The sequence below is a fragment of the Aporhodopirellula rubra genome (genome assembly GCF_014192335.1).
GTDB classification, from domain to species: Bacteria; Planctomycetota; Planctomycetia; order Pirellulales; family Pirellulaceae; genus Rhodopirellula; species Rhodopirellula rubra.
The window spans coordinates 180,582-203,248 of the sequence record NZ_JACHXU010000002.1 but is presented as its reverse complement, the minus strand read 5'-3'; the positions used below and the strand labels follow the sequence as shown (position 1 = coordinate 203,248).

At 54.3% G+C, this 22,667-nt stretch carries 18 protein-coding genes; 6 read left to right on the top strand and 12 right to left on the bottom strand.

Annotation, left to right across the window (positions count from 1 at the left end):
• Positions 1-812: 812 nt before the first annotated feature.
• Both FHS27_RS03020 and FHS27_RS03015 read right to left on the bottom strand, forming a co-directional pair.
• A complete protein-coding gene (locus FHS27_RS03020; RefSeq protein ID WP_184301574.1) occupies positions 813-1,505 on the bottom strand; it encodes a transposase in 693 nt (230 codons plus the stop codon).
• 587 nt (positions 1,506-2,092) lie between these two features.
• Positions 2,093-3,775 carry a sulfatase-like hydrolase/transferase gene (locus FHS27_RS03015; RefSeq protein WP_184302371.1) on the bottom strand — a complete coding sequence of 561 codons (1,683 nt, stop codon included), beginning with the start codon at positions 3,773-3,775 and terminating at the stop codon, positions 2,093-2,095.
• Positions 3,776-4,188: 413 nt separating this feature from the next.
• Between FHS27_RS03015 and FHS27_RS03010 the strand changes: the two genes are divergently transcribed.
• The 6 genes from FHS27_RS03010 (at position 4,189) to FHS27_RS02985 (ending at position 12,644) form a co-directional block, all read left to right on the top strand.
• Positions 4,189-6,018, top strand: a complete 1,830-nt coding sequence (locus tag FHS27_RS03010) for a Xaa-Pro dipeptidyl-peptidase (protein WP_184301571.1) — start codon at positions 4,189-4,191, stop codon at positions 6,016-6,018.
• Positions 6,019-6,415: 397 nt separating this feature from the next.
• Positions 6,416-6,985, top strand: a complete 570-nt coding sequence (locus tag FHS27_RS03005) for a hypothetical protein (protein WP_184301569.1) — start codon at positions 6,416-6,418, stop codon at positions 6,983-6,985.
• Between the two features lie 115 nt (positions 6,986-7,100).
• Positions 7,101-8,831, top strand: a complete 1,731-nt coding sequence (locus tag FHS27_RS03000; RefSeq protein WP_184301566.1) for a hypothetical protein — start codon at positions 7,101-7,103, stop codon at positions 8,829-8,831.
• A 388-nt stretch (positions 8,832-9,219) separates the two neighbouring features.
• Positions 9,220-10,419, top strand: a complete 1,200-nt coding sequence (gene tuf / locus FHS27_RS02995) for an elongation factor Tu (RefSeq protein ID WP_184301563.1) — start codon at positions 9,220-9,222, stop codon at positions 10,417-10,419.
• A 279-nt stretch (positions 10,420-10,698) separates the two neighbouring features.
• Positions 10,699-11,235: a sigma-70 family RNA polymerase sigma factor gene (locus FHS27_RS02990; RefSeq protein WP_184301560.1), complete on the top strand. Its 537-nt coding sequence runs from the start codon at positions 10,699-10,701 to the stop codon at positions 11,233-11,235.
• On the top strand, positions 11,232-12,644 hold the full coding sequence (locus FHS27_RS02985; protein WP_184301557.1) for a FecR domain-containing protein: 1,413 nt from the start codon (positions 11,232-11,234) through the stop codon (positions 12,642-12,644). The genes FHS27_RS02990 and FHS27_RS02985 overlap by 4 nt, the downstream gene beginning before the upstream one ends.
• Positions 12,645-12,749: 105 nt before the next feature.
• Here the strand turns inward: FHS27_RS02985 and FHS27_RS02980 are convergent, their stop codons facing one another.
• The 10 genes from FHS27_RS02980 to FHS27_RS02935 form a co-directional block, all read right to left on the bottom strand.
• The gene (locus FHS27_RS02980) at positions 12,750-13,253 is read right to left on the bottom strand and encodes a chemotaxis protein CheX (protein WP_184301554.1); all 504 of its coding nucleotides are present in this window, start codon (positions 13,251-13,253) and stop codon (positions 12,750-12,752) included.
• Positions 13,254-13,313: 60 nt separating this feature from the next.
• On the bottom strand, positions 13,314-13,685 hold the full coding sequence (locus FHS27_RS02975; RefSeq protein WP_184301551.1) for a response regulator: 372 nt from the start codon (positions 13,683-13,685) through the stop codon (positions 13,314-13,316).
• Between the two features lie 253 nt (positions 13,686-13,938).
• Entirely contained in the window at positions 13,939-14,403 is a 465-nt protein-coding gene (locus FHS27_RS02970; RefSeq protein WP_184301549.1) for a BLUF domain-containing protein, read from the bottom strand.
• A 62-nt stretch (positions 14,404-14,465) separates the two neighbouring features.
• Positions 14,466-14,942, bottom strand: a complete 477-nt coding sequence (locus tag FHS27_RS02965; protein WP_184301546.1) for a chemotaxis protein CheX — start codon at positions 14,940-14,942, stop codon at positions 14,466-14,468.
• 107 nt (positions 14,943-15,049) lie between these two features.
• Positions 15,050-15,889 carry a CheR family methyltransferase gene (locus FHS27_RS02960; RefSeq protein ID WP_184301544.1) on the bottom strand — a complete coding sequence of 280 codons (840 nt, stop codon included), beginning with the start codon at positions 15,887-15,889 and terminating at the stop codon, positions 15,050-15,052.
• On the bottom strand, positions 15,889-17,028 hold the full coding sequence (locus FHS27_RS02955; RefSeq protein ID WP_184301541.1) for a protein-glutamate methylesterase/protein-glutamine glutaminase: 1,140 nt from the start codon (positions 17,026-17,028) through the stop codon (positions 15,889-15,891). Before FHS27_RS02955 ends, FHS27_RS02960 begins: the two co-directional genes overlap by 1 nt.
• Complete coding sequence (locus FHS27_RS02950) at positions 17,025-17,399, bottom strand: response regulator (protein ID WP_184301538.1); 375 nt, start codon at positions 17,397-17,399, stop codon at positions 17,025-17,027. Before FHS27_RS02950 ends, FHS27_RS02955 begins: the two co-directional genes overlap by 4 nt.
• Before the next feature lie 146 nt (positions 17,400-17,545).
• Entirely contained in the window at positions 17,546-19,294 is a 1,749-nt protein-coding gene (locus tag FHS27_RS02945) for a methyl-accepting chemotaxis protein (RefSeq protein ID WP_184301535.1), read from the bottom strand.
• Positions 19,295-19,363: 69 nt separating this feature from the next.
• Positions 19,364-19,801, bottom strand: coding sequence for a chemotaxis protein CheW (locus tag FHS27_RS02940; protein ID WP_009104712.1), 438 nt, complete (start codon positions 19,799-19,801; stop codon positions 19,364-19,366).
• 27 nt (positions 19,802-19,828) lie between these two features.
• The gene (locus FHS27_RS02935) at positions 19,829-22,198 is read right to left on the bottom strand and encodes a chemotaxis protein CheW (RefSeq protein WP_184301532.1); all 2,370 of its coding nucleotides are present in this window, start codon (positions 22,196-22,198) and stop codon (positions 19,829-19,831) included.
• Between the last annotated feature and the right edge of the window lie 469 nt (positions 22,199-22,667).

Below are 22,667 nucleotides of genomic sequence, written 5' to 3'. Positions count from 1 at the left end.
ATCCTTGCGTGCAGCCGAATCTTGGGTGGAGACTAAGAACTCGTCTATGCCTGCCTTCGCGTTGCCGCTGAACGATCAAACCAGCGCTGGGAACCAGCGGCAATCTCAGTGTGATGTTCGATCGACGGAGCATGCTGCCCCGTAGCTGACCGAGGCCTCTCGGTCAGCATCCATGCCCAACCGACTGAGAGGCCTCCGTCGGTTACATCCTTGCGTGCAGCCGAATCTTGGGTGGAGACTAAGAACTCGTCTATGCCTGCCTTCGCGTTGCCGCTGAACGATCAAACCAGCGCTGGGAACCATCGGCAATTTCAGTGCGATGTTCGACCGACGGAGCAAGCTGTGACGTAGCCGACCGAGGCCTCTCGGTCAGCATTCATGCCCAACCGACTGAGAGGCCTCCGTCGGTTACATCCTTGCGTGCAGCCGAATCTTGGGTGGAGACTAAGAACTCGTCGATGCCTGCCTTCGCGTTGCCGCTGAACGATCAAACCAGCGCTGGGAACCAGCGGCAATCTCAGTGTGATGTTCGATCGACGGAGCACGCTGCCCCGTAGCTGACCGAGGCCTCTCGGTCAGCATTCATGCCCAACCGACTGAGAGGCCTCAGTCGGTTACATCCTTGCACGCAGCCGAATCTTGGGTGGAGACTAAGAACTCATCTATGTCTGCCTTCGCGTTGCCGCTGAACGATCAAACCAGCGATGGCAACCAGCGGCAGTCTCAGGGTGATGTTCGACCGAGAGAGAAAGCGACCACGTAGCTGACCGAGGCCTCTCGGTCAGCATCAATCCTCAACCGACTGAGAGGCCTCAGTCGGTTACGAAGTGGGCGTTTTGGAGGTTTGGAAGATACAACCTGAACTCGTTTTTTTTTAGCTTTGATTTGACAGGGTTGTTCTGGATGTACTTCCGGAACTTTTGAAAGTGGTCTCCATCACGCACGAGGTGATCGAAACTCTCGGGTTGCCACAACCGACCTTTGTTTCCGAGTAAGGCGTTGATCTGGCACGACTGGTAGTGCTTCCAATTTCGACACTGGTCCTTCAAAGTCACGTTGCGATCCAGGCACACCAGAACGTGCACATGATTTGGCATCACAACGAATCCACCCAGGCAATATCGCGTTCCGTCAAAATGCAGGAGGTTCTCAGCGACTACGTTGGAAACATTCGGGTAGCGCAGCGGACACTCGCCGTGCAATTCATCCAGACTGGCTTCCAGAATCGTTGCGAATTGGCGAGCGAACTGGCGTCGGACTCCCCAGTCCAAACGACCGAATGCCGAAGTCCAGTTGGGATCGTCTGGATCAATTTCCAACCGCCGCAGTGCATCGGCTAGTTGTCGCTGCCACAATTCGAACGCTGCTTGCGGGATCGAATCGTGAGTTCGATACGTGATGAAGTAGGTCGCACCGGGTTGTTCCCAATGAGGAAGAACACCGTGCGTGACCGCATACTCCTGCTTCGGATCAAAGAACCCGAACTGACGGCGAACGTTCGACATGCATTCAATGTAACCTCCAACCACCCACCATGTAGCCGACTGAGGCCCTCAGTCGGCGGAGTATAGGAAATTTGTCATGATGTTGGTGTTTTTTAACTGATAGAGGGTTGTTGACCGACTGAGGGGCCTCAGTCGGTTACGGTTTTGGGATCGCTTACTGTTGTTTAGGTGCCTTTCTTGCTTGATGCTCGTTCTTTGCTTGACGGAGCTGGAGGCTGTCCACCATGTAGCCGACTGAGGCCTCTCAGTCGGCGGAGTATAGGAAAATGGTCGTGATGTTGGTGTTTTTTAACTGATAGAGGGTTGTTGACCGACTGAGGGGCCTCAGTCGGTTACGGTTTTGGGATCGCTTACTGTTGTTTAGGTGCTTTTCTTGCTTGATGCTCATTCTTTGCTTGACGGAGCTGGAGACAGTCCACCATGTAGCCGACTGATGCCTCTCAGTCGGTGGAGTATAGAAAAATGGTCGTGATGTTGGTGGTTTGTTAACTGATTGAGGGGTGTTGACCGACTGAGAGGCCTCAGTCGGTTACGGTTTAGGATGTTGATTGAGGCTTTTTGATTGCTCGAAAATGTTGGCACTTTGCTCACGGATTTGGGTTTGGGATTTCGGCGTGGGCGGGTTCGTTGCCGACTTTGAAATAGCCGAGTGGTTGGCCTTCGGAATTGGCGACTAACCAAATGATTCCGGGACGTGTCTCGTACGGTTTGCTCCAGCCGGTTTCCAGTGTTCCGAAGGGGTGTTTTTCTCCTTCGCCATCAATCGAAAAAATCTTGACGGGGGCGCCAGTCTTATTGCTAATTCGGATTTCGAACGTGTCGCCGTGTGGGTTTGAACCCATTTCGGCTGCTGCATTGAATGGAAGCCAGTTCAGGTCAGGCAGCGATGCACCGCTGTTGTTGTTTGCATAGTCAGCGAACGACGCGGGCAGAAACGATTTCAATTCTTCGATCTTGCTTGCGAACTCACGTTTCGGTGCGAGATTGTTCCACTCGTATTGATCCGTTTCGATGTCGTACAGCTCCTCATCACCGTTGTCGTAACGGATGTAGCGAAAGCGTTGACCGCTGACACCGAAGTTCCCTGGCCGACCGAGGTACGTGATCGAGGCATGCGGCCATTTCATGTTCGGTGCGTTCAGCAATGGCACCAAACTCGGACCGTCATTGGTTTCCTTGGCAGGGAGACCGGACAGTTGCGTGAGAGTGGGGAATAGACTGAGCAGGTTCACCGGGGCGTCGCAGGTTGTTCCTGCTGTTGTCCCCTGCGGCAGGCCCGGGGTTCCCTTGGGAACACGTATCATCAAGGGGATGCGAGTGCATGCTCGCCAACCCGTGTACTTCTGCCAATGTTGTTTCTCGCCCAAATGCCAACCGTGGTCGCTCCAAAGGACAACGATAGTGTTGTCTTTGTTGGGACCGCTATCCAACGCGTCGAGAACACGGCCGAGCATGGTGTCAGCGAAATAGACGGATGCGAGATAACCTTGAATGCCCTTTTTCCATTGCCCTTGTTCTTGGATGTGCGCGAAGTATCGATTCGGGCCGCGTTGCTTTGCAGCGGGCGGCAGGTCGTCGAGATCATCTTCGAGGTAGCCCGGCGGGAGTTGGATCTGCTCCAACGGAAAAGGCTCAAAGTATTCTTGTGGGACGAACCACGGTTCATGTGGACGATAGATTCCGCAGGCTAGGAAGAACGGTTTGTCATGCGTTTGAGAAAGTTGTTCGCCGATCCATTGAGAGACGAGGTAATCGCCGCCGAATTCTTTATCCGTGACATCGAGTGCCGCCCAGTCCGTTTCGATGTATTGCCACGGACCACCTCGAGGAAGACTGACCGGTCGCTTATTTGGATAGAACGTACGTGGGAATGGGTCTTCGGTTTCCTTGGGTGGGTAGTATTCGTCCCATGATTGTGCGTCGATGATGTAGTGTAGGATTTTGCCCGAACCGGCCGACCAGTAACCGTGGTTCGAAAAGTAACGTGGTAACAATTCTGCGTCCCGCATCTGTCCCCGCATGCTTTGCCGGTTGTCGTATAAGCCGGAAACGTGTGGAGAGATCCCGGTCATGATCGCACCACGCGAGGGATTGCAAGCGGGAGCGGGGCAGTGTGCGTTCGTGAACAGCGTCCCGCTTTCGGCAAGACGATCGAGGTTGGGCGTGATCGCTTGAGGATGGCCGCCCAGGCACCCGACCCAGTCGTTGAGATCATCCAGTGAGATAAACAGAATGTTCGGCTTCTCAGCCGTCGCTTTTGGCGGATACATGCCAGATGAACACACACCGAAGAGGCACAAGAGAAGCAGGCGGATCATCGGGGACTCCTTAGAGGGAATGGACATGCCGTGTCAGTTCGATGTTGCAATGAAGTCTCAGTGTCGCCACCGCTCGATTTACCGTTGTCGGGGGGGCGGAATCACACGCAAAGGTGATTGCAAACTTGCTGGAAGAGCAAGCAAGAGTATCTCAATGAACGACGATCATGCATCCAAGTTTGTGCGGCTTTTGGTAGTTATCAAAAAGTTTTCAGCCTGACGAACAAACGCGCACAGAATGAACTCGTGTCGTAAGACATGGTTCGTCAAATTTGAAAGAGACGCCAATAGTCGCTTGAAGTTCTCTCGAATGTGTGACTAAGCTGATGCGGTCTCGCTACGATCTCACCTGGGTTTCTGCAACAATGAATCGACTCTCTTTTCCAGTTCTCGCTCTCCTGCTCTTTGCTGTTTCTCCTTTAAGCGGAGCTGACGTTCAGATTCCCGTCATTAAGGATGGTGAGGCGCAAATCATCAAAGAACTGGAGGATTCTGATTATTGGATCCGCCACGATCTTTGGGTCGAAACCGAGTTTGATCTGGATGGTGATGGGAAGCCGGATCGGATGCATGTTGCTGTCACACGGCCAACGCAAACCGACACGCAATCTCTAAAACTACCGGTGATCTATAATTCGAGTCCCTACTTTGCAGGGACCACCGGCGATGATGAAACCTATTTCTGGGACGCTCGCCAAGAACTCGGTGACGAACCGCCGCAACGGTCGGCCGCTCCTGCCATTGAAAGAGAGGGGACGCGTCCGATCATCTCCAAACGACATGTCAAAGACTGGCTGCCTCGTGGGTTCGTCGTCGTTCATTCGAGTGCGCCCGGGACCGGTCTTTCACAAGGTTGCCCGACGATTGGCGACGATCCCGAAGCGTTGGCTCCCAAGGCGGTGATCGATTGGTTATGTGGACGCGGCAAAGGATTCACGGAACCCTTCGGTGGCGAACCCGTGGAAGCGTATTGGTCATCGGGCAAAGTCGGCATGACGGGGACTAGTTACAACGGAACGATCCCGTTGGCAGCCGCAACGACAGGAGTCGAGGGGCTCGAGGTCATCATTCCCGTGGCTCCCAACACGTCGTACTACCACTACTATCGGTCCAACGGGTTGGTGCGCCATCCGGGCGGCTACCTCGGGGAAGACATTGATATCCTTTACGACTTCATTCACAGCGGTGGCAACGAAGAGACGCAAGCGTATTGCGATTGCCATGTGCGTGACGAAACGATGAAGCCCAATCAAGATCGGGCAACCGGTGACTACAACGACTTTTGGTCTTCACGCGATTACTTAAATCGTGTTGATGGAGTGAAGGCAGCCGTATTGATGGCGCATGCATTCAACGATTGGAATGTGGTTCCAGAACACAGCATTCGCATTTATGAAGCGTTGAAAAAGAACGGTGTTGAAGCCCAACTGTTCATGCATCAAGGCGGACACGGAGGACCTCCACCGATCAGCATGATGAACCGGTGGTTCACGCATTATTTGTATGGCGAAGACAACGGTGTCGAAAATGATTCGAAGTCTTGGATTTTTCGCGAGGGCGACGAACGAACCAATCCGACGGCGTATCCGGATTACCCGCATCCCTGGGCGAAAGATGTTTTGTTTTATCCGGTTGCAGGTGCACCCGAACGTGGAGGACTGCAGATGGAGCCTGCGCAGGAAGCAAGTGCCGAGACGTTGGTCGACAATTTTTCGTTCTCGGGCGAAGCACTGGCTCAAGCTGAGTACACCGAGCATCGTCTGATTTACGCAACGCCGAAATTGAGCGAGCCCGTTCATCTCTCGGGCACACCGAGGGTCAAACTGCGAATCGCATGCGATCGTCCAGCAGCTAACCTGAGTGTTTGGTTGGTGTCGCTGCCTTGGAACACGAGCAAGCATTCCAAAATCACGGACAATATCATCACACGCGGATGGGCCGATCCGCAGAACATTGAGTCCATTCGTGAAAGCAAACCGCTGGTCCCGGGCCAGTTCTATGACATCGAGTTCGACTTGCAACCAGACGATCAAGTGATTGCCAAAGGGCAGCAGATCGGGTTGATGATCTTTTCGAGCGATCGTGACTACACGCTGCATCCGACGCCGGGCACGAAACTGACCGTGGATTTGCAGCAGAGCCAATTGAGCTTGCCCGTCGTCGGTGGAATCATGTCGTTCGAGGCGGAAGACTAACGGGGGCGGTGCGAGTCTCTCCACGTACGAGAAAGGGGCCCGGCTTTTAAAACTGATTTGCCTTGCGCTCGCTGCTATACCGATTGATTCAACGCCATCGGCAATAAACTATTCAACGACTGGAACGTTGTTGTCCAGTTGGGGGTGTCGCGAGGGGCTTTTTTACCGTCAGCCGCGGATAAATCAGCGGTACCGTTCTTGCTAACTCGTTTGATCCAGGTGCTGATGACAGCGTCGACGTAGCGACGTTTCCGACCTTTGGATGTGTCGAGACGCAAAATGTTTGAGCCGGTGCCAAACTATCGAACGTCGAATCTCACGAATCCGATGTTGGTCACCGCCGGACGTAGCGCGTCCGTGTGAGTCGGGGACTCTCGCCCTGCATCGGGGCAGCCGTTTGAAATGCTCTCGTGGATTGGGAGAGCCAGAGTTGCTCGGGCGTCCGATGCACCCGTTAATGCCGTTTTTACCTGCGGTGCAGGGGGAGTTGCCGATCGATTTGCGAGTCGACGCGGTCCATCGGAATGGGAGACAATTTCCGGTTCAGGTGTCGATCAGCGAGTTCCCGTCGCAAACGGATTCGACTCGGATCGCGATCGTTCGGGAATTGACGGAAGCTGAAAAGGCGGAACAAGAACGCATCACGATGGCTCAACAGGCGGAAACACTGCGGGCACAGCAAATGACAACCCTGTCGCAGTTGCTGGCGGGAGTGACGCACGAAGTTCGCAGCCCACTGACGTTGATCAAGATGCTTGTTCAAGTCAATCGGGCTAAGTTCGCGGCAGATAGTCCTTCACCACGTCCGTGGACAGGATCTGTCCACGCCCGCAGATTGGCCCGCAGGTCCAGTCATCGATTGAGCGGCGGTTGTCGTTATGAGATCGGAAATTGGGCTCGCGGACCGACCGTGGTTCGCGGGGGAGAGCGTCGTTGGAAGCCTCCCAATCCGTGTAATCCGAATTGACTAGTGTGGGAGGGGCGATAACGCGGGCTCTCTTGCCGGCAATGACTCTTTCGTGGCATTGATTAGGCAAACGAATTCTAGTGTTTCAAAAGATGTTATCTCTAGGAATTTTCGTATGTTTAAGTTGACCGTTGTCGTAGGCGTGCTCGCGCTGATTGCCCTGGCGTTACCGGATTTGGTGTTGCTCGGGCTGTTCTTGATCTTGCCGGGCATCGTTTTGATGGCGGCTCCGACGGCGTTCATTTATCTCGCGACTGCGACGGCGATTCGATCGGTGCTGTCAAACCGCATAGGGGCTCTCGCGATTCCGCTTTCGTTGGTTATTGCCGGCGTGATCGGATGGATCGTTGCGTGGCCGTTTCAGTTGATGGGGGAACGCGAATACCGCAATGCAATTGAGGATGAAGTCGCCAGTACGATGCCGGTCGAGTTGAGTGGTCACGTTCGTTTGGAACGACATGGAATTATTTGGCGCCGGGAACAGCAAAACGCCTGTGATGAATTATGCGCGGCACTGTTACTCGTCCCAGGCGTCGAGAGCGTCACGGTGGTCAACGGCGATGATCCGAAAGGGGCCACGAATTGGCAACTCGTGTCCCACGGCAGCGTCCCTGACACAGGGTTATCGCCGATAAAGCCCGAGGACATCTTTTTTCACTACCCACTCGAATCCAAACACGAGTTGCGTCAGGCTTCGTTTCATGAAGACCGTCAAACTCGACGTCAATGGTTGGCGGCGGAATGGAACCTGCGTCTCGCGACTGGAGAAACGTTATTGTCCAGCGACGAGATTCCCACACCGGACATGACGATCGTGATTACCCAAGATCGCAACCGATCCCGCCCCCATGTTCAGCGTGTCGCCGTTGCGAATCGATCGGGCGAAACGTTGCTACGTCGATCGCTGGTCAAACACGCGATCGTACAATCGCCGTTGTACATCGCCTTCCAAGCGAGTTTCAGTAATTCACACTTTACGATCGGGCGCAAACAACGATCGACGGGAAACCGGTACGAAGAATTTGATGCGATCACTGAATTGCTTCTGCATGTGCCCGGCCTTCGACAGTCGCCATCGAAAGACGCACCACGACAGGTGAAGCGGGCTCTCGTGACGGCGCTGGCGGAACCCGATGGCAGTCCGAATGAACTCGCGTTAGCGGTCCCATGGCTCGCGGGATTGAACGCCGGGAAAATCACGGCCGAGGACGATGCGATTGCGCGACGCGTTGTTGGCGATTTGCGCATCCGTGATGTGGGGGAAGCGTTGAGCAGTTTGTATCCAAAGAAGGCACCCCCGGAATATCGATCCGTGCTCGTCGAGCGGATACTCGCCTCCGAAACGAGTGCGGAGGATCGCGAGCGGTTTGCGAAATTGTTGGCGAACATGCCGGCGAGAACGTTTGCCGACATGACTGACCAAGAGTGGCGGATCCTCAACGATCCCGGACTGCGTCTGGATGCGGCTCCGTTCATCGAAAGGCTTGCTGACCTGGGAGATCGGGGAGTTGATCCACTCGTTAGAACGATGCAACACGCGGCAACGACGATCCCGCATTGGCACGTCCGACGGCCAGTCATCGAATCCGTCTGCCGTGGATTCACGGAGCTGGGCACCGACGCGTCCGATGCATTGCCGATCGTGCGGGCGTTGTTCGAACAAAAAAAATCGCCGCTGACAAACAGTGCCAAAGACGCACTGAATTGGCGGGTGGCGATGGCCAGGATGGGACTCGATGTCACGGAACTGCCGTATCCGTCGAGTTGGCGAGAGCATCACGTTGAGAAGATGCATGCGAAAGTGAGGCGACGTTTGGATGGGTTTGAGGTGACAGGTGACAGGTGACAGGTGACAGGTTGCTGAGAGATGCGCGAACCTGATTGGGTGTTGGGTGTCTCTTAGGCGGCTCACTTTTTTGAGAACAAAATGAACGTCTTCACAATATCCATCTCATCAACAACAGACTCGTCATGGGTGGACGGGGCGGTGATGGTTTGTCGTGAGTGAAGTTTGATTCCTACACAAATGCAACATTCCCGCCTGGTGGTTCACTCGGCGGGTTTTTTTGTGTCGGTTCGGTTCTCGAAAGCGGAGTCTTTTCATTCTTTTGTTGCTGTTCATCTGGCGTTCCCACAAATCCTTGGAGGGCGGGGCGAAAAGGCGATCGAGGCTGCTCACCTTGATCGCTGGCGAACGGTGCAAAACGTTTCCTTTGAAAAGGAGTTTACGAGCTATGGTTCAAAACCAAACGGTTCGCGAGAAAGTTTCGGTCAACGTCGGCACGATCGGTCACATCGACCATGGGAAGACGACCTTGACGTCAGCTCTCCTGCGTGTGCAATCCGAAAAAGGGTTGGCGCGTTACAAAACGTACGAATCGATTGCCAAAGGCGGAATCGTCCGTGATAAAAACAAGACCGTCACCGTGATTGCTTCGCACGTGAAGTACGAATCGGATTGTCGGCGGTATGCGCACATCGATTGCCCCGGCCACGCCGATTACATTAAGAACATGATTACCGGTGCTGCCCAAATGGACGGTGCGGTGTTGTTGGTGTCGGCTGCCGATGGTCCGATGCCGCAGACTCGAGAGCATTTGTTGTTGGCGCGTCAGGTGGGGGTTCCCCATTTAGTCGTGTTCATGAACAAGTGCGACTTGGTCGAGGATACTGAGTTGTTGGACCTCGTCGAAATGGATCTCCGCGAAATGCTGAGCGAATACGGATACCCTGGTGACGAGGTTCCCGTTATTCGTGGTTCGGCCAAGCGGGCTCACAACGATCCCAACAACCCGGATGCGACAGCGTGTATCGAGCAATTGCTCGATGCGCTCGATCGCTCGATACCTGATCCGGTTCGATTGGTCGACCGACCGTTCTTGATGCCGATCGAAAACGTTTATTCGATCGCAGGCCGAGGCACGGTTGTGACTGGTAAGATCGAACAGGGAATCGTGCGAGCAGGTGACGCGATTGAAATCATTGGTCTGTCCAGTGAGAACGGGAGCGATGTGATTACGCAAGTGGAATCGTTCGGGGACGTTTTGCAGGCTGGAAAGGCCGGAGACAACGTCGGGTGTTTGCTGCGTAAGACCGCGCACACGGCAATCACGAAGGGGCAGGTGTTGGCGAAGGCTGGCAGTGTGACGCCACATCGCGAATTTGAAGCAGAAGTGTACGTGCTCAAGAAAGAGGAAGGGGGACGGCATACGCCGTTCTTTGATGGCTATGCCCCTCAATTCTTTTTTCGAACCACGAACGTGACCGGAAGTGCCTCAGTGTTGGATGGTGTGCAAATGGCGATGCCGGGCGACGGAGTCCGTCTGAGCGTCGCGCTGAAGCAACCGGTTGCGATCACCGATGGTGATCATTTTGCGATCCGGGAAGGCGGTAAGACCGTCGGCTCGGGGGTGGTGACGAGAGTGGTCTCCTGACGCCTTAATCATGAAACGCTCGTCGCGGAGTACCCACGGCGGGCGTTTTGGTTTGCGCCATCACGTTCGGCACATTTACTCGGAGCGACATGTTGCGGCGTCAATTCAATATTTCTCAAACTGCAAGCGGGTGAATTCGCAGTTGAGGGCTGCCCCGCCGACGTCACATTGGCGACGGTTTACACTGGCGTCCTGCGGCGTTTTGCGGTCGATCGCCGCTTTTTGAGAAAAGTTGGAAATCTTTGCTAATTCCTGGGCGGCAATTGGAATGATTAGTTGATGAATAATGCCCCGATCCATCTCGACGAACACACGCTGCAGGTGCAGACGCTGTTTGTGCAGCACCAACAAGCGGTGCTGGCGTTTGTGTTGTCGCTCGAACCTGGACTCCACGACGCCGAAGAAATTGTGCAGGAGGCGTTTGTGACGGTCACCCGCAAGGCGTCGACGTGGACACCGGGAACAAACTTCTTGGCATGGTCTTGCACGATCGCCCGGTACACGACGATGAGTTTTCAACGCGACCGAGGACGCCGGGGATTTCGACTCGCCGAGGATGTCGTTGAGATGATGGCGGAATATATGGAAGAGGATTTTTCAGAGTTTCAGGGACGAGTCGCGGCGCTGCGTGGATGTTTGAAACAGCTCGCACCGAAAGCTCACGAGTTGGTCAACCTTCGATACCACGCCGGGTTGCGGCCGGAGCAGATTGCACTGGAGATCGACTGGACGGCCAACGCGGTCCGGGTGGCTTTGACGCGGGCACGCGTGGCACTGCGTGAGTGTTTGGGACGATTCACGGAGAGTGCGTCATGAACGGCGAACGATTGAGCCAGTTGATCGACTCCTGGCGTGACGATGAGTTGACCGTTGAGCAGGCCGAAGAACTGAACCAGATCCTCCGCGAGTCAGAGGACGCACGGCAAACGTTTGCGGCGGAGTCGCAACTGCACGGGTTGCTGCACTGCGCCGCGGCGGAAGACGCGGTCAAACGTGTGGCGGATATTCCGGCTGCGACCATCGAGAATGGACGACGGGTTTTGCGTGATCGTTCGAGTTCATTGTGGTTGACGCTGTTGTCGACCGTGGCGGCGGGATTGGTCATCGCAGTTGGAATTCAGTGGTGGCAATTGTTGCCCGGCCCCACTCCTGTTGCGATGATTACGTCGAGCGAAAACGCGGCGTGGGAGAGTGCGTTGCCGACAATGCCGGGATCGCAACTGCCTCCGGGAATCTTGAGTCTGCGATCGGGGGTGGCCACCATTCGTTTCCTTTCGGGGGCAGAGGTGGTTGTGGAAGCACCGGCGGAGTTGGAGTTGATGTCGTCGATGCGAGCAAAGCTGTTAACGGGGGCAGCGGTGATCGATGTCCCCGAATCGGCGATCGGATTCGTCATTGAAACGCCAGAGGGGTATGCGATTGACTATGGGACTCGGTTTGCTGTCCGAGTTGACGAGCAAGAGAAACGATCCGACTTCGAGATTATCGAAGGTGAGATCGGGCTTCACCACAGCGGATCGGAAGATGAAATCCGTCTGACGGGAGAAGGCAAGTCAGCGACGGTGTCGGATCACTCGATTCAGATCGTAGATCGGGAAGAACAAGAGGGAACGGTGTCGCGATCTGAGAATGTCATCCGCATCGGTACCAAGGGGCGAACCGGTTCCACGCTGCGACGCGATCAGAAACGGCACAAGTTCATCAAGCGTGAAGTGTTGTCGGTGAAGCACACGGCGAAAGAAAAATGGGACCACCAGTCTTTCTTCGCTTTTGACGTGGGCGAAATCGACTTTGCCCGCGTCGAGTCGGCGCGTTTGCGATTGAATCTGGTGCCCTCGACGCTGGGATTAGCGTCTCGTTTGCCGAAGATTAACCGCTTTGGGATTTACGGACTCACCAATCGCGAAAAAGACGAATGGGAATTCGGTGGCACGTGGGATGAATCGCCCGGTATCGGCGATGGAATGTTGTTAGGCACGTTTGAGATCGCGCGCAGCCAGCAACGTGGGACGTTTGGAATTGAAAACCGCGAGTTGCTGGATTTCATCAAAGAGAACCGAGAACGCCCGATCACGCTGATCCTGGTCCGCCAAACCACACAAATTGAGGGAGTCGGCGCTGGCTTGACTCACCTGTTCGCCAGTGACGTGCATCCCGAAGCCGTGGGACCGATGCTCGAGTTCACCGTTCGTGATTCGAAAACGGTCCGCGATCGCGCAGAATGATGGACCGGTGAGGAACGTTCGAACGGACTTCTGATACGCAGGACTCCGAACAAGCATCACGCGAGTCATAATCGCGCTGAGCTGAGTGCGTCGAGGTGTCCGTCGTCAATCAATCGCGAGAAGACATTCGCTGAGCGTTGCGAAGACCGCGACGTGGATGGCACCATGCATAAAATGCATGTCGATGCCATTGGCAGTAGCAAACGCGGTCAAGGATCGACCGTCGGTTCGACGCACGACGGGCAATGACATCGTGAGATCGAAGTCTTCTAGGTTGGATTTTGCTCCACCGATGACGAGGTTGGCGAGTTCTTGCACCGCGTCGACTAGGTCCTGTTCGTTGAAATCATGGTTCTCTCCGAGCAAACCGTTCGTCCAGGCTCTTGCAGAGTTGTCATCGATCGCGAGCGTGATCGATCCGGCGAGCTTGCCCGACCATTGGATCGTTACCGATATCACGTCATCTTCAACGCAGACCATTGATTGATTCGCGGAACACGTTTGGATTGAGTCGGCATCGGTCGCCAACATTTTCCGAAGCGTGTTCCGCATCGACGCGTCGATCGCGTGGGTGACCGACTGTTCGATAGTCATCTGATCTGTGTTCATCTGAACCTCTGCGTCGCGACTTGAGTTTCCTGTGTGCATGCCCCTGCAAGGAGACTCTCGCTAGCTTTTCGCTTTCGGGAGCACCCTGTCGAGCTTCTCTTGTAACATAGGTTGGTCAAACGGTTTGACAAGGTAATCGTTGATTCCCGCTTGAATTGCTTCGACGACTCTCGCTTTTTCCGCTTCGGTCGTGATCATCATGATCGGCACTTTGGAACCGGTGGCACGAATCGCTTTGACGAGTTCGAGGCCCGTCATGTTGGGCATGTTCCAGTCGGTTAACACGAGGTTAAAATCCCCGTGTTTTTCGAAGAGGTCGAGGGCGATCGCGCCGTCGGCGGCTTCAACGACCTCTTCGACCCAAAGGCTATGCAAGCCTCGCATGATGATTTTCCGCATGACGCCTGAATCTTCAGCTAACAACACTTTCATACTAAGGAACTCCGGTTCAAGAAACTAAATGGACTCAGCTAGGCATGTTCGACATGAACATACAAGGGCATTGCCATCACTGAGTGGGTAGCAGGGGTGACTCGCGTTGGAAACGCGAATCGGTTCGTTTGCATTTTTCGATGCAATTGAGTCTGTCATCGCCATCGGCCATCCAGACGTATGGCGTCGTGGATTTGGATGGTACGTGTATTTGGTCGGACGGCGTGTTGTCCGCTAATATGCCAGCCGGGCATCAAACCGCCGTGAGTGCCGAATGTGCGTCGGCTTCGTTTTTGCCGGTCCACACCGAGTATTTCAGTGCGAAGCTGAGGCATCGGTCGGCGGACCATAGCTGGGGTTGGAATCGTTCGAAAAAGCCGATTTGTTCGAGAGTGTCTTGTTGGACGGTGAGGTGTCGCATCGTCCACCCGTCAAAGAAACGTTCTGAACAGGACGTGAATTGGATCAAGCAGCAACTGTGATGCAGCGGGTCATCTAGGATGCGTGCGTAGGTTTCTGAGACGATGTCACGGCTGCCTTCGAGGATCTGCAAGAAGCGACCTTCGCCATAGGCGAGCAACCCGGTGATGTCGTTGAGTTCGTTGTTGTCTCGCGTGGTGCGACGGATATGCATGAATCCGTCCATTGGTAGTGGTTTGATCGTTTCGCTGCAGTAGATCAGCCGACTGAGCTGATTCTCGAGATTGTTTTGCCCCATGACATTCTCTTCAGATATGGATGGTTTAAGCGGTGATGTGAACGCGCCGTCGTTGGGGGGGACTATGGTTGTGGATTCAAGTGTCGAATGTTGATCGAGAAGTCGGTTCCTTGGCTTTGTAGTGCCACGGACTGTGTGTGAACAACGTGTGCGAGTTTGAAATCCAACCCCGTGCCGCTCGCGACGCTGGGGAGTGAGAGTGTGGATTGACCGGGCAGGATTGCTTTGATGCTGCCGCCGACCATGTTGGACAATTCGGCGATGGTGTCTTGGATGTCTTCCATGGACACGTCGGCTTCGGGGACCATCAACATTGCTGCTGCAGCTTTTCGCCCGAGATCCAACGGCGTGTTGATCTCGACGGCTCCCACCCAGTCGCCTTGGATTTGCACGCAGCCGATAAGACGGTCAATCGGCTGTGTCGCGGTGTTGTCTGTGGTTTGTTCGTTTGCGGGTTCGCAAGGCATTTGCAGCATGTTGTCGAAGATCGCTTGCACGAGTTCGACGACATTGTCAGGTGCGATTGGTTGAATATCCATGATTGGTTTTCCTGTATGGGACAAAAACTATTCGAAGTAACGGCGTCGTCGCGGGGCGATCAGAATGAGAGAATCATTAAGAACGCTCGCGAGTCATCAGGATCCAACTAGATCGGACGGTAGTAGACAGTTCGGTCTACTTGAACGCGTTCAAATTCGTTGGTGAGATTCATCGTGTTTTCCGAACCGCCTAGAAATAGACAGCCGTCGTCACGAATCCGCCGACGGACCTTGGCGAGAATTTCTCGCTTGGTGTCCGGTGTGAAGTAAATCAGTACGTTACGAAGGAAAACAACGTCGACTCCAGTCAGCGTTGCGGGCCAATTTTCGATCAAATTGACGGAATCGAATCGCACCATCGCGCGGATGTCATCATTGATCCTCCAATGCACGCCTTCACGGTGGAAGTATTTCATCAACAGCTGCATGGGCAGCCCGCGATTAATCTCGGTCTGATTGAAAATCCCCTTTTCGGCTCGCTCCAGGATGTCGGAAGAAAGATCCGTTGCGCGGAGGCGGACGTCCCAATCGCTTAGTTGTGGGAAGTGTTCCCGGATCATCATTGCGACCGAGTAAACTTCCTGTCCGCTAGAGCATGCGTTCGACCAAATGGTCAACCGTTTTTCTTTAGAGCGTTTTTCGATGAGCTCGGGAAGAAGTGTTTTCTTCAGAAGCTCAAAAGGATGAATGTCCCGATAGAAACTCGTTTCGTTGGTCGTCATTGCGTCGACAACCTCGTCCACGAGTTTTCGGCAGTTCGGCTTTCGCAACGCATCGGCGAGTTCACCGATCGAGTCAAAACCGTTTTCTCGCGCCACAGGGTTTAACCTGGATTCGAGCAAGTAGGATTTACTGGGCTCTAACACGATGGCTGATCGATCCAAGACCAATTTGGCAAGGTAATCAAAGTCGGCCGGTGATAGAGCATTCGCTGTTAAGGTTGTCATTAAAATGCCCCTTCGCTGACAAGTGGTCTTCGGTTGCGTCCGTTCATCGCATGCCGAGTGAGTTCGCTGCTGACTTGATCCAGCGGCAAGATTTGATTTGCGAGTCCCGCGTTCGCAACGGCAGCGGGCATTCCCCAGACGACCGAGGTTTCGCGATCCTGTGTGATGATTTGTCCGCCTGCTTCCGCGATTACTTTGCATCCTTCCAATCCGTCGCTTCCCATTCCGGTCAGGACGCATGCAAGGCTGTGACGGCCGTATGCTTTAGCGACACTGCGGAACAACACATCGACGGCCGGTCGGCAAGAGTTCTCTTGTTCGCCTTGGTGGATGCCGATTTTCGCAGAGGCTCCGTTGACTTCGGTAACCATGTGGAAATCGCCTGGTGCGATCCAAGCGTGACCTGGCAAGAGTGGATCACCCGCCTTTGCTTCGGCCACTTCGATTTCGCACTTCGTATTGAGACGATCAGCGAGGTGTTTGGTAAAGATCGGTGGCATGTGCTGGACGATCACGATTGGAATTGGAAAGTCTGCGGGGAGTTCCGGCAGGACGGTCGAGAGCGCGTTGGGGCCACCCGTGGAGACCCCGATGGCCAGGATGTCGATGCGATGGCGTGGCCCACGGGGACGTACCGTGATAGCGGGCGATTGTTGAGCACCGTTGGGATTGAGCGTGTTTGTTCGTGCGGTGGTCGGTCCGGGGGCTGCGAACGCAGAAAACCTCGGGCACAACGCCTTCAGTTTCGGGATCATTTCGCCCCGAACTCGGCTCATCGCTTCGGTGACGCTGCCGACGTTGGCGGGTTTGCCGACGTAGTCGTTTGCGCCGCGTTCCAGTGCGTCGAGGGTTCCTTCGGCACCACGCTGAGTCAACGTGCTGAACATGATCACCGGCAGTTTCTTGTCGACCTTTCTGAGTTCGGTCAACGTCTGCAGCCCGTCCATTTCAGGCATTTCGATGTCAAGCGTGATCACGTCTGGCTTCAGCGTCGGGATCTTGGCTAAGGCAATCTTCCCGTTTGGAGCTGTGCCAACGACTTCGACCGAGGGATCTTCCGAGAGCGTTTGCGTTAACAAGCGTCGGATGACGGTGGAGTCGTCGACAATCAGAACACGGATTTTTTGAGGCTGGCTCATACCGCTGTCCCGATGCCGAGGATTTCCATTTTGGAGCCGATGTTCTCTTCGGTGAAAGGTTTCATGATGTATTCGTTGACGCCTGCCATGAAGGCGAGTGCCATACGATCCATCTCGGATTCCGTTGTCACCATGATCATCGGTGTGTTTGCATGAGTTGAGTCAGCACGCACCGCCTTGATGAATTCAAGGCCATTCATTTCGGGCATGTTCCAATCGACCAAAATGAGATCCATCACGCCGATTTCGGCGAGTTGTTGAAGACCTTCAACTCCATTGCCCGCTTCATGGGTTTCGTAGCCGAACGTTTTCATAATGCGGCCGATCATATTTCGAATGACGCGGGAGTCATCAACGATTAGGACTTTCATTTTGATTTCTTGATTGAAAGGTGGGATAGGGAGACGCCGTACCTGTTTCCGTAGATGGTTGACGTTTCAGCGGAAACGAGGGCGTGTAGCAGAAGCAAAGGTCTGGTGACGATCGAGTCGTCACCAGACCTTGCGGTGGATCGCGTTTAGAATTTGAAACGCATCACCAATCGTTGCAGCGTGGCGGACATTTCAGACAACTCACCGGCCGCTTGTTGAGTGTTGCCTGCACCTTGCGAGGTGCTCTCGGCCGCAGATGCGACGGAGGTAATGTTCTTGGCGATTTCGTCGGCACCTTGGGAAGCTTCCCCAATGTTGCGGCTGATTTCGTTCGCCGTCGCGGTTTGCTCTTCGACCGCACTTGCGATCGTATTGGAGATATCATTGATCTGATTGATCACGTCGCTGATTTCGCGGATGGCCGAGACCGCACCGGTGGTGTCCGATTGAATGGTTTCGATCTTTCCACTGATGTCTTCGGTCGCCTTCGCGGTTTCTTTCGCGAGTTCCTTGACTTCATTCGCAACGACGGCGAATCCCTTGCCGGCTTCGCCAGCACGGGCAGCTTCGATCGTTGCGTTGAGAGCGAGCAGGTTCGTTTGTTCGGCGATCGACGTGATGACCTTCACGACCTTGCCGATTTCCAAGCTGCTGGCACCGAGCTTCGTGATCGTGTCGTTGGTGTCGCTGGCGACACCGACGGCTTGATTGGAGACTTTGGATGCCTCGGTCGCATTGCGAGCGATTTCGCGGATCGCTGAATTGAGTTCCTCGACGCCGGTCGTGACCGTTTGGATATTCTGGCTGACTTCGGTCGAGGCACTGGAGACGAGGTTCGCTTGCGAAGAGGTTTCTTCGGCGTTGCTGCTCATCTGGCTGCTGACGGCGGAGAGTTCTTCGGAGGCTCCGGCCAAGGATGTGGCGTTTTCGGCGATCGATTCGATGCTGCCGCGGAGGTCGGAGAAGAACGTTCGCAGACGCGATCCGACTTGTCCGATTGCGTCGTCACCGACGACGTGGATTTCCTGGGTCAGGTCGCCATCGGAGGCGGCATTGACGACGGAAAGGATCGCGTTGACGTTGGACGTGAGTTCTTCGCGTGCGAGAACTTGCGCGGTGATGTCGGTGGCAAATTTGACCACTTTGAATGGGTTGCCGTTCATGTCCAGGATCGGGTTGTAAGATGCCTGGATCCAGATTTCCTTCCCATCCTTTCCGACGCGTTGGTATTCTGCGGCTTGGAATTCGCCACGAGCGAGAGCGTCCCAGAACAGTTTGTAATCAGGTGAATTCGAGTCTTCTGGTTTGACGAACATTCTGTGGTGTTGGCCAACGATCTCGTTGAGCGAATAGCCGACCGTTGCCAAGAAGTTTTCGTTGGCCGTTTTGATCGTGCCGTCCAGATCGAACTCGATGATCGCTTGAGCCTTGCCGATGGCTTCGAGTTGGCCCTGGTAATCGGCATTTTGTAGTTTGGAAGCCGTGATGTCGGTCGCATACTTTACGACTTTGAAGGGAACGCCCTTGTCGTTGAAGATTGGGTTGTAGGATGCTTGGATCCAAATTTCCTTACCACCCTTTCCGAATCGTTTGTACTCGGCGGCTTTGAATTGACCATCGGCGAGATCACGCCAGAAGGTTTGGTATTCGGCGCTGGTTTTGTATTGTGCGTCGACGAACAGGCTGTGGTGTTGTCCGACAATTTCGTCGAGTTCGTAGCCGACCGCTTGGAGAAAGTTATCGTTTGCGTACAAGATGATTCCGTCGAGATCAAACTCGATGACCGCTTGCGAACGGCTGATCGCTTCGACTTGACCGCGGTAGTTGATCAGATCGGCCTTGGCGGTGCTGGCGGCGGAACGAGTTTTTGCTGGTGGTGTTAATGTAGCTGGCATGGGGATTTCCTAATTGAAATTCGTTTGGTAATAGTTAGGTCGGTAAGGAGGTTCAGTGTTGTGAGGTCGTCATGCATCCATCACGGTCATTGCACGCTCCATATCGAGGATCAGGATCAAATCCGTTTCCGTTTTGTACGCTCCTCGAACCAGTTCGCGAGCGTCGCCGCGAAGTGTTCCGGGAGGCAATTCAAAGTTCTGGTTGTCGACTTCCTTGACTTCACCAATACGATCCACCAGGAAGCTGGTGGCGTTTCCGCATGCCGATCGAACGATGATGTTCATTGGCAATTGCTCGGGTTCGCGTTCGGGCAATCCCATGCGTGTTCGCAAGTCGATCGCCGTCACGATTTGTCCGCGTAGGTTGATCAATCCACAAACCGACTCGTCCGCCAAAGGGACTTCGGTCATGTTTTGATAGCGGATGACTTCTTGGACAGCCTTGACTTCCACGCCGAAGACCTGTTCGTCCAAGTAGAATGTGCAGATTTGGTCGTCATCAATCATTTGATTACCTGGTTTATGTGAGTCGGTTTAGGCGAGCCGGTGGCCGGCCGATTGGATAACGGTGGGAAGATCTAACAGGTCGATGACTCGATCCTGAATGATGGCCGATCCGAGTAGGCCATTGCCGCTCGTTGATTCGACCAAGTCGATGTCGGCTTCCACGATGTCGATGATCCGGTCCACGACGAGCCCAAAGCTGCGTCCGTCCTCGGAATAGACGACCACTTGGTTTGTCAATTCGCTGGCCAGTTCCGTGCTTGCTTCGCCATCGTCACCCGGCGTGACCGTGCGGGATCTTGGAACGCCCAAGACCGAAGCCATGTCGATGAGCGGCAGAATCTTTCCGCGATACTGAATAACGCTCTGTCCGTTGGCCTCTTCGATCATGTGGTCGGGGACCTGTTCGAGTCGAGCGACTTGGGACATGTGCATCGCGACCTGGCGTTTTTGACCGATGCCCAAGACCAACAGTGATTGCAGTCGTTCCGCTTCGGCGTTCGACGAATCGTCTTGTGATCCCGGGTTTCTCGATCCTGAACTCTGCAGGACCCGACCACGCTGTGCGACACCGAGGACGTCGAGGATTAATGCGACGCTTCCATCGCCCAAAATTGTTGCTCCCGAATAGACGGGCAGTTCTTTGATTTGGGCACTGAGCGGTTTGACGACAATTTCTTCGGTGTCGTTAATGCTCTCGACGATCAAGCCGAATTGTTGGTCATCAGCCCGAAGAACGACAATGTTGATGACTTCCGATTCGACGTTGTCGGCACGCTCTTTCGGTGCTTTTCCGAGGATGTTGCGAAGGTCGACCAACGGCAACAGTTGCCCTCGCAGGCGGTATACCGGTGCGTTCTGAATCCAATCGATTTTTGATGTCGCCTGCTCGCCTTCGAGTCGCACCAACTCCATCAAGTTGACTTGTGGGATGGCGAATCGGTTTTCGGCACACTTCACCAATAACGCCGGGATGATCGCCAACGTCAATGGAATCTTGATTCGAACGGTTGTGCCTAATCCGGAATGACTCTCCAAATCGAGCGTGCCGCCGATTTTTTCGATGTTGGTTTTGACCACATCCATGCCGACGCCGCGTCCCGAAACGTTGGACACTTTTTCGGCGGTTGAGAATCCCGGAGCGAAAATCAAATTGCAGATTTCCTGTTCGTCCATGGATTGAGCCTGTTGCTCAGTGATCACGGACTTTTCAATTGCCTTCGTGCGGATTCGGTCAACGTTCAGTCCGGCGCCGTCGTCGCAGATTTCGATATTGACTTGGCCGCCTTCGTGGAACGCACGAAGCATTAAGCATCCTTCGCGGTCTTTCCCGTAGGCTTCGCGAACGTCAGGCGACTCGATACCATGGTCGACTGTGTTGCGGACCAGGTGGGTGAGCGGATCCTTGATCGCTTCGATGATTGTTTTATCGAGTTCGGTTTCCTTCCCTTGCATCTCGATTCGCACTTCCTTCTCACAAATCTGAGCGAGGTCACGAACCAGTCGAGGGAATTTGCTCCAAACGTTACCGATCGGTTGCATCCGCGTCTTCATGACGCCTTCTTGCAACTCGCTGGTGATGAGGTTCAGTCTTTGAGACGTTGTGTTGTATTCGTTGTCGTCAAACCGCTCGGCGAATTGGAGCATTTGGTTTCGAGCGAGAACGAGTTCGCCGACTTGGTTCATCAACGTGTCGAGTAGTCCGACGTCCACCCGGATCGATGTCTCCGCGGGAGACGAGTCGCTGCTCAGTGACGATGGCGATTTGGCCGCCTCAACTTGCTTCGTTGGTTTGGGAGTCGGCTTGGGTGCCGGCGTTGCAACCGGTGAAGGAGCCGTGTCATCATTCGATGCGGTGGCGTCCGAGGGTGAAGGCGTTGAGTCTTCGTTGACGAGTGTCTCTACCGCTGCGGTGGCTTGATCGAGAGTGGCTTCCGATTCTTTGACGAGTTGTTCGTTATCTCGTTGCGAGTCATCACTCGGATTGGCCGCTTCGGTGTCGTTGGATTCAGACGAACCCGACAGAATCCGGTCGAGGGCCGCGATCTTTTCCGACACGTCCATGTCGTTAGAAACCTCGATGCAATCGAGCAGTTCTTTTAGACCATCGGTTGCCGACAATAACGTGCTGACCACTTCCACGGTGGGAATGACTTCACGGTTGCGGATCTTGTTGAGGACTTCTTCTTCACGGTGAGCCAGTGATTCCAAGACCGGTAGGCCAAGGAAACCCGCGGCACCTTTGATCGAATGGATCGCACGGAAAACGTGATTGACTAAGTCGAGGTCAATCTCCGCTCCTTGCAACTCCATCGTTAAGAAGTCTTTCTCGATATCACCGAGATGTTCTTGTGACTCAATGACAAAGTCTTTTATCAGCTCTGCGTCTTCAATATTCACGGTGCTGTTATCACCCCCCAGAAAGTTTTTATCAGAGCCAAAGCGAGTGCGTTCGCTTGCTCATTGAAGTCGCCGTCGTCGGTTCGTTGACGCGGGACACCAGTTATGTAACCTGCGGAAAATCTGCAGGTCGGGTAGAGTTTTTCAATCAGTTTGTGTTGAAGGGATATGCCCTCCACCGTGATCAGTTTGCGGGGCAGATGATCAGCTGACCGAACGGGTGATCGATTCCAAACTGATCAAACCATTCGGGTGTGCACTTGTGGACGCTACCAGTGTGCGGCGGTGTGCATGCTCAAAACGAGCGTCAGCGGTAGCGGTTTGAGCATTAAAGTCAGGCTTGTGGCGTGTTATTTGAAACCCAGAAGCATTTGAATTTGCGGTTACGACGAATGATCGAAATGCGTGATGCTCATCTAACAAGATCCGCAATAGCAAGCGGAAAACTTTGACACCTCAGAATCAGCTA

Coding starts and splice junctions, on each gene's coding strand:
- FHS27_RS03015 (WP_184302371.1), bottom strand. CDS start 3,775: ATGTATCCGCCAAAAGCGACGGCTGAGAAGCCGAACATTCTGTTTATC.
- FHS27_RS02990 (WP_184301560.1), top strand. CDS start 10,699: ATGAATAATGCCCCGATCCATCTCGACGAACACACGCTGCAGGTGCAG.
- FHS27_RS02955 (WP_184301541.1), bottom strand. CDS start 17,028: ATGAGCCAGCCTCAAAAAATCCGTGTTCTGATTGTCGACGACTCCACC.
- FHS27_RS02960 (WP_184301544.1), bottom strand. CDS start 15,889: ATGACAACCTTAACAGCGAATGCTCTATCACCGGCCGACTTTGATTAC.
- FHS27_RS02980 (WP_184301554.1), bottom strand. CDS start 13,253: ATGAACACAGATCAGATGACTATCGAACAGTCGGTCACCCACGCGATC.
- FHS27_RS02970 (WP_184301549.1), bottom strand. CDS start 14,403: ATGGGGCAAAACAATCTCGAGAATCAGCTCAGTCGGCTGATCTACTGC.
- FHS27_RS02985 (WP_184301557.1), top strand. CDS start 11,232: ATGAACGGCGAACGATTGAGCCAGTTGATCGACTCCTGGCGTGACGAT.
- FHS27_RS03000 (WP_184301566.1), top strand. CDS start 7,101: ATGTTTAAGTTGACCGTTGTCGTAGGCGTGCTCGCGCTGATTGCCCTG.
- tuf (WP_184301563.1), top strand. CDS start 9,220: ATGGTTCAAAACCAAACGGTTCGCGAGAAAGTTTCGGTCAACGTCGGC.
- FHS27_RS02975 (WP_184301551.1), bottom strand. CDS start 13,685: ATGAAAGTGTTGTTAGCTGAAGATTCAGGCGTCATGCGGAAAATCATC.
- FHS27_RS03010 (WP_184301571.1), top strand. CDS start 4,189: ATGAATCGACTCTCTTTTCCAGTTCTCGCTCTCCTGCTCTTTGCTGTT.
- FHS27_RS03020 (WP_184301574.1), bottom strand. CDS start 1,505: ATGTCGAACGTTCGCCGTCAGTTCGGGTTCTTTGATCCGAAGCAGGAG.
- FHS27_RS02950 (WP_184301538.1), bottom strand. CDS start 17,399: ATGAAAGTCCTAATCGTTGATGACTCCCGCGTCATTCGAAATATGATC.
- FHS27_RS02965 (WP_184301546.1), bottom strand. CDS start 14,942: ATGGATATTCAACCAATCGCACCTGACAATGTCGTCGAACTCGTGCAA.
- FHS27_RS02940 (WP_009104712.1), bottom strand. CDS start 19,801: ATGATTGATGACGACCAAATCTGCACATTCTACTTGGACGAACAGGTC.
- FHS27_RS02945 (WP_184301535.1), bottom strand. CDS start 19,294: ATGCCAGCTACATTAACACCACCAGCAAAAACTCGTTCCGCCGCCAGC.